General features: G+C 71.0%; 4 protein-coding genes. 2 read left to right on the top strand and 2 right to left on the bottom strand.

Annotated features, from left to right (window positions below; all coding sequences use genetic code 11):
* Positions 1 to 12: 12 nt before the first annotated feature.
* On the top strand, positions 13 to 156 hold the full coding sequence (locus ACFPZN_RS55765; RefSeq protein WP_378293499.1) for a 2Fe-2S iron-sulfur cluster-binding protein: 144 nt from the start codon (positions 13 to 15) through the stop codon (positions 154 to 156).
* Positions 157 to 163: 7 nt separating this feature from the next.
* Complete coding sequence (locus tag ACFPZN_RS55760) at positions 164 to 1,000, top strand: mycofactocin-coupled SDR family oxidoreductase (RefSeq protein ID WP_378293497.1); 837 nt, start codon at positions 164 to 166, stop codon at positions 998 to 1,000.
* 16 nt (positions 1,001 to 1,016) lie between these two features.
* Here ACFPZN_RS55760 and ACFPZN_RS55755 read toward each other — a convergent pair whose 3' ends face one another.
* Positions 1,017 to 2,195: an acyl-CoA dehydrogenase family protein gene (locus tag ACFPZN_RS55755; RefSeq protein ID WP_378293495.1), complete on the bottom strand. Its 1,179-nt coding sequence runs from the start codon at positions 2,193 to 2,195 to the stop codon at positions 1,017 to 1,019.
* 2 nt (positions 2,196 to 2,197) lie between these two features.
* Complete coding sequence (locus tag ACFPZN_RS55750; RefSeq protein ID WP_378293493.1) at positions 2,198 to 3,229, bottom strand: acyl-CoA dehydrogenase family protein; 1,032 nt, start codon at positions 3,227 to 3,229, stop codon at positions 2,198 to 2,200.
* Between the last annotated feature and the right edge of the window lie 656 nt (positions 3,230 to 3,885).

Below are 3,885 nucleotides of genomic sequence, written 5' to 3'. Positions count from 1 at the left end.
GCCACCGCGTTCCTGCGCGAACACCCCGACCCCACCGACGACCAGATCCGCGAGGGCCTGTCAGGCAACCTGTGCCGCTGCACCGGCTACCAGGGAATCATCAACGCCGTCCGCGCCGCCGCACGCACCAACGCCGACAGCAACCGCTTGGAATGAGGTAACGATGGCTGGACGAGTCGAAGGCAAGGTGGCCTTCATCACCGGTGCGGCGCGCGGCCAAGGACGTGCTCACGCCGTGCGCCTGGCCCAGGAGGGCGCCGACATCATCGCGGTCGACATCTGCGAGCAGGTCGACACCGTTCAGATCCCGATGTCCACCCCCGAAGACCTCGACGAGACCGTCGCCCAGGTCAAGGCACTGGGCCGGCGCATCATCGCCTCCAAGGCCGACGTGCGCGACCTCGACGCGCTGAAGGCCGCCGTCGACGAAGGGGTCACGCAGCTGGGCCGCCTGGACATCGCCATCGCCAACGCCGGCCTCGCCGCCCCGGGCGCCCAGATCGAGCGCATGAACCCCAAGCTCTGGAAGGACTCCATCGACGTCAACCTCACCGGGGTCTACCACACCGCCCAAGCCTCGATCCCGCACATCGTCGAGGGCGGCCGCGGCGGCTCGATCGTCATCACCAGTTCGGTCGGCGGCCTCAAGGCCCACCCCCACGTCGGCAACTACGTCTCCGCCAAGCACGGCGTCGTCGGCCTCATGCGCACCCTGGCCGTGGAGCTCGCCCAGCACAGCATCCGCGTCAACTCCCTGCACCCCACCCAGGTGAACACGCCGATGCTGATCAACGACATGACCTTTCGCATGTTCCGCCCCGACCTGGAAAACCCGACCGCGGAGGACATGGCGCCGGTCTCCCAGATGATGAACGCGCTCCCGGTCCCCTGGGTGGAGGCGGAGGACATCGCCAACGCCGCCCTCTTCCTGGTCTCGGACGAGGCCCGTTACATCACCGGCGTCACCCTGCCCGTCGACGCCGGGGCCATGCTGAAGTAGCGGGCCCTCGCGCCGGTCAGCGGCCGGGACGGTTCCTGGGGAGTCCGAGCTCGCGTTCGGCGATGATGTCGCGCAGGATCTCGCTCGTCCCGCCGTAGACCGTGGTCACCACGGCCGCGCGGAAGTCGTGCTCGAACATGCCGCCGGCCGGCGCGTCCGCGGCCTCCGGGGCCAGCACGCCCTCGGCGCCCAGGATGTCGAGGGCGTCGCTGTAGTGCCGTTGCGCCATCTCGCTCCAGAAGAGCTTGCGCATGGACCCTTCGGTGCCCGGGACGCCCCCCTTGGAGGCCCGCCAGTTCATCCACTGGCCCAGCAGCCGCGAGACCTCCTCGTCGACGGCCATCCGGCCGATCCGCTCGGCGGCGAGGGGGTCGTCGAGGACGGCGGTCCCGTCGGGGCGGCGCGCCTCGCGGGCCCAGGCGGTGAGGTCCTCCGAGAGCGTCTGGTCGACGGAGGCGGGACCGGCCACGCCCCGCTCGTACACCAGGGCGACCCGCATGACGTTCCAGCCCTCGTCGACCCCGCCGATGCGGGCCGAGTCGGGGATGCGGACGTCGGTGTAGAAGGTGGCGTTGGTGACCTGGCCGCCCAGGGTGTGGATCGGCTGGAGCTCGAAGCCGGGGGCGTCCGTCGGCACCAGGAACAGCGTCAGGCCCTTGTGCTTGGGCACGTCGTGGTTCGTCCGCGCGAGGACGAAGACGTGGCTGCACACCTGCGCGGTGCTGGTGAACATCTTCTGGCCGTTGACGACCCACTCGTCGCCGTCCCGGACGGCGGTCGTCTTGGCCGCGGCCACGTCCGAGCCGGAGTCGGGCTCGCTGTAGCCGAGCGCGATCAGCATGTCGCCGCGCAGCGCGGCGGGCAGGCACTGGCGCTTCTGCTCGTCGGTGCCGACGTGCTCGATCGTGTGGGTCACCATGGTCGTGGTCGACCAGCCGTCGAAGTGCAGGCCCAGCTGGGCGCACTCGTCGAAGACGGTCCGGGCGAAGTCGGGGTCGACGTCGCTGCCGCCGTACTCCTCGGGCCAGCCGGCGGCGAGGATGCCGTCGCGCGCGAGCAGCGCGTGCAGCTCGTTGGTCTGGTGGCAGCCGGTGCGGCGCTGCTCCTCGACCCACTCCGGCTTCACGTTGGCCTCGACCCAGGCGCGCGCCGCGTCGCGGTGCGCGGCCAGCTCGTCGGAATCCCAGAAATCCATCCTCACCCTTCCGTCGGGTCGAACAGGCGGCGGGGCAGCTGCGCGTAGACCGCGCGGGGATCGCCGGCGAGCAGCGGCCAGGCCTTGGCGCGCCGGAAGTACAGCTGGACGTCGTACTCGAGGGTGTAGCCGTAGCCGCCGTGGAAGTGCAGGCTGTCGGAGGCCGTCTTGAACGCGGTCTCCGAGGCGAACAGCAGCGACATCGCGGCGAGTTCGGCGGCCTTCGGCAGGCCCTCGTCGAGCGCCCACGCCGCCTTGTAGGCCAGCAGCCGGGCCCCTTCGAGGGCGGTGGTGCTGTCGGCCAGACGGTGCTGAATCGTCTGGAAGCCGCCGATGAGGACGCCGAACGCCCGGCGCTCCAGGACGTAGGCGATGCCGAGTTCGAGGGCTCTGGACGCGATGCCCACGAGCGCCGCCCCGGTCAGCATCCGCCAGTGGTGCACGGCGCGGTCGTGGACGGCGGTGGCCTCCGGGCCCTTCGCCAGCACGACCGCCCCCGCCTCGTCCACGCGGCGGTCGGCGATCGGCATCGCGCCGAGGTTGGGGACGGGCTCGGCGGGGCCGCCCGTCACCGGGACGGCCAGCAGTTCGTCGCCGCGCAGCACGACGACGAGGTCGGCCACCGCGCCGGCCGGGACCAGGCGGGCGACGTCACCGGTGACCGGGTGCAGCGCCAGGGTCGCCAGCGCCTCGCCGCCGACGGCGCGTGACACCAGCGGGTCCAGGTCCGCTCCCCCGGGCACCGAGGCGAGCACGAGGTTGGCGACCGCCGCCTCGATCAGCGGTACCGGCGCCAGCGACCGTCCCAGGCACTCGGCGGCGATGGCCAGTTCCACCCATCCGGCTCCGCCGCCGCCCCGGTCCTCGGGGACGGCGATCGCGCCGAGCCCCATCTCGACCGCCTTGCGCCACAGGGCGGCGTCGAACCCGAGGGGTTCGGCGGCCCGGACGACCTCGGGCGGCGACTCCTTCTCGAAGAACTCACGCAGAGTGACGCGCAGCGCTTCCTGCTCGTCGGAGAAATCCAGGTCCACGAACGGCTACCTCCGCGACGCTCTAACTCGTTCAGGGCGGCCCACGCGACGATACGCGCCGGGTACCAGGTACGGCAATAGTACTTGCAATAGATGAGAGGATTGTTCTCATCATAGGGGGGCGTCCGCCCGGAGCCGCGGACGGCGAGCGGAGGCCCGGCGAAGCCGCGGTCCGGCGAACGGCACCCGTCCCGCGCCGTCCGCACGCCCGTGACCTGTACGGCTCCTACAAAGAGCGGCCCCTTCGATTGGGCGCACCGAGCAATGCCCGAAGGGCCCGCGGCCGCGTACGATGGACACAGAGAATGCGACTGTCGAGAGAAGAAAATGTTATTCTTCTAAGGTCGTCCGCTCTCGCCCCTGTTCGCACGCCGCTCTCATGACGGCGGCGGTCCGGAGCCCCCGTGCCCGCGACCGCGCAGGAAGGCGGGGAGGTGGTGGCGGTGACCCAGGCCCGACCCGCGGCCCGGCCGCGCCCGGCGCCGGGAATCCGATCCACCTGCTGTGCTGGTAAAGCCCAAGTGGCATCACGTTCCTGGGTGCCTCCCCCAGGGCGGGTGCTGCGTGTCGAGGAGGTCTTCCTCTGTGACCAAACAGGTCCAGCGACTCGACCGCGTCATCATCCGTTTCGCCGGGGACTCCGGTGACGGCATGCA

The organism is Actinomadura rugatobispora (assembly GCF_042656285.1).
Lineage (GTDB): Bacteria > Actinomycetota > Actinomycetes > Streptosporangiales > Streptosporangiaceae > Spirillospora > Spirillospora rugatobispora.
Note: the sequence above shows the minus strand (reverse complement) of the source record. Positions and strands in the feature narration are given on the sequence as shown.